The sequence below is a fragment of the Lutibacter citreus genome, from assembly GCF_003260195.1.
GTDB lineage: Bacteria > Bacteroidota > Bacteroidia > Flavobacteriales > Flavobacteriaceae > Lutibacter > Lutibacter citreus.
The window spans coordinates 1-2,242 of the sequence record NZ_QEIH01000029.1 but is presented as its reverse complement, the minus strand read 5'-3'; the positions used below and the strand labels follow the sequence as shown (position 1 = coordinate 2,242).

Genomic DNA, 2,242 nt, shown 5'->3' with positions numbered 1-2,242 from the left:
TAAAATATTATAATAATGAAAGAATTAAACTAAATTTAAAAGGAATGAGTCCGATTCAATATCGAACTCATTATTATCAAAATTAATTATAAATTTGTCTAAACTTTGGGGTGCAGTCTATTTTCTTGTTCAGTAATTATTTACTAAATTTATTGCTTAAAATCGCTACAAAACATATTCAAACACGTTGGCTACAAGCATGAAAAAAATATTTTGAGTAAAAAAATTGGCTACATAGACGAATCAGGAGATAAAAGTATTCATTATGAAAAAGGTGGAGTTACTACATTTTTCATTGTAAGTGCGGTAATCATTGATGAAAATTTAGTAGATAAAGTTAGAAACGATTTTATTGAAATTGCAAAAAAACATACACAAGCACCCGAAATAAAATCTAACGCAAAAGCATTTAGAAATATTGAAAATCGACTCAAATTGTTGAAAGATTTGAGTTCTCTCGATTTTAGAATTTACAGTATAATTGTTGACAAAAGAAAAATATTCGAAAATAGTGGATTACAATTTAGAGATAGCTTTTTTAAATATGTGAATGGTCTTTTAGACAGCGAGTTGTATAATTATTTTCCTTATTTAGAATTAATAGCAGATGAACACGGTTCTGAAAAATTTATGACAGGTTTCATAAAATATGTTGAGGAAAATCACAACCAAACAGAATTATTTAGAGGTCCTGAATTTAAATTTGACAATAGCCTAAATGAACCTTTAATTCAGCTAGCAGATTTTGTAGCTGGTAGCATCGCTAAATGCTATGAACCAGATAAAATTCAACCAAGAAGTCAAGAAATTATAGATGTTTTGGATAAAAAAATTCTTCATTTAAGAGAATGGCCTGAATTACCACCAAAACTCTTTAGAAAAATAGACGATGAAGATGAAAAATTCAATCATGAATTAGTTGATTTTATATTTTTTAGAATTAATGAGTTTATTGAATCAAATCAAAAAACAACTGACCCTGAAATAAAGAACCAACTTATTTGTCTTCATTATTTAATATATAAATTTAAGAAAGACCCTTACTCATATTCCTATTCAGATGAAATTATTGAGAGAATCAATATTAGAAAGATAAATTTGACAAAAAGAATTTTTCGTAAAAATGTAATAGGAAAATTGAGAGAAAACAAAATTTTAATAACGAGCTCACAAAGTGGTTATAAAATCCCTTGTTGTAAAGGAGATATAATTAGATTTTACAACAACTATAGTACGAAAATAATTCCTATGATTGATACAATCGGAAAAACTGATACATTAGTAAAGAGTGTAACTTTAGGAAATATAAACTTACTTGAAAGTAACGAATACGAAACATTGAATAAATTAATAAAAGCACAAGCCAGCAGGTAACACCTCATAAAATTTATGCTTACATTTAAACTAAATAACGAACCTACAAACATTTAACTAACGATTTGCTACAACCGAAAAATCTCCGATTTTCCAGTCGCACAAATCTTATAAAAACTCGTAAGTCATTAAAAAAAGTCCAAGATATAGTATGAAAGATGTTGAAGAACATTGTCCTTATGATAAAAAAGAATGGAGGAAATGGCTCGAATTGAACCATAATAAAAATGATGCTGTTTGGCTCATTCTTTACAAGAAAAAATCTTCGAACCATAACCTTAGTTGGAGTGAATCAGTTGATGAAGCACTCTGTTTTGGCTGGATAGATAGTACTAAAAAAACAATTGATAAGGAAAGATATATCCAATATTTTAGCAAAAGAAAACCTAATAGTATTTGGTCTAAAGTAAATAAAGATAAAGTAGAATATTTAACTTCAAAAAATCTTATCCGAGAAGCTGGCTATAAAGCTATTGAAACAGCTAAGGAAAATGGCTCTTGGTTTATAATGGATGAAGTAGAAGCACTAATTCTTCCAAAAGATTTAAAGGAAGAATTTGACAAAAGAAACGGAGCTTTAGAATATTACGAGAGTTTAAGTAAATCAGCAAAGAAAATTTTATTAAGCTGGATTGTTCTTGCCAAAAGACCCGAAACCAAACTAAAAAGAATTATTGAAATAGCAGAAAATGCAAGCAAAAATACAAAACCGAAACAATTCAGATAGAACAAAAACGGCTTACAACAATGGTAATCGTTGCACAAGGCATTAAAAAACATAAAAACACAACTCAAAAGCTTCTTTTTAAGGGGCTTTTGTTTTTTACAATAGTAGTTGAATTTCAATTTTTAATGGTTGCTAAGCCTC

Annotated in this window: 3 protein-coding genes; all 3 read left to right on the top strand. The window is 28.1% G+C overall.

Features of this window, described 5'->3' with window-relative positions:
* Positions 1-86 (top strand): IS3 family transposase (locus DAD81_RS21270; RefSeq protein ID WP_157961215.1); only part of this gene is annotated, 86 nt, incomplete at its 5' end.
* Positions 87-213: 127 nt separating this feature from the next.
* Positions 214-1,374, top strand: coding sequence for a DUF3800 domain-containing protein (locus tag DAD81_RS20610; RefSeq protein WP_157961214.1), 1,161 nt, complete (start codon positions 214-216; stop codon positions 1,372-1,374).
* Positions 1,375-1,525: 151 nt separating this feature from the next.
* Positions 1,526-2,101 carry a YdeI/OmpD-associated family protein gene (locus tag DAD81_RS20605; RefSeq protein WP_111710369.1) on the top strand — a complete coding sequence of 192 codons (576 nt, stop codon included), beginning with the start codon at positions 1,526-1,528 and terminating at the stop codon, positions 2,099-2,101.
* Positions 2,102-2,242: the final 141 nt, after the last annotated feature.